Here is a 255-nt window from a genome sequence, read left to right on the forward strand (position 1 = left end):
GTATGCGGATTGTCAGATCAAAAGAGGAGCTGAATGAAGGCTATGACCGTGCAAAGTCAGAGGCGAAAGCTGCTTTTGGAAATGACGAAGTATACGTTGAGAAACTGATTGAAAATCCGAAACATATTGAAGTGCAGGTGATTGGTGACAATCACGGCAATATCATTCATTTATATGAGCGTGACTGCTCTGTCCAAAGGCGTCACCAAAAGGTCATTGAAGTTGCGCCAAGTGTGTCTCTTACAGATCAATTAC

The 255-nt window shown here is 42.7% G+C and carries 1 protein-coding gene; it reads left to right on the forward strand.

Annotated features, from left to right (window positions below; all coding sequences use genetic code 11):
* Positions 1-255: ATP-binding protein (locus SB775_RS31570; protein WP_486360731.1), on the forward strand; the 255-nt coding region annotated here is incomplete at both ends.

It is taken from the genome of Peribacillus sp. SIMBA_075 (assembly GCF_046534585.1).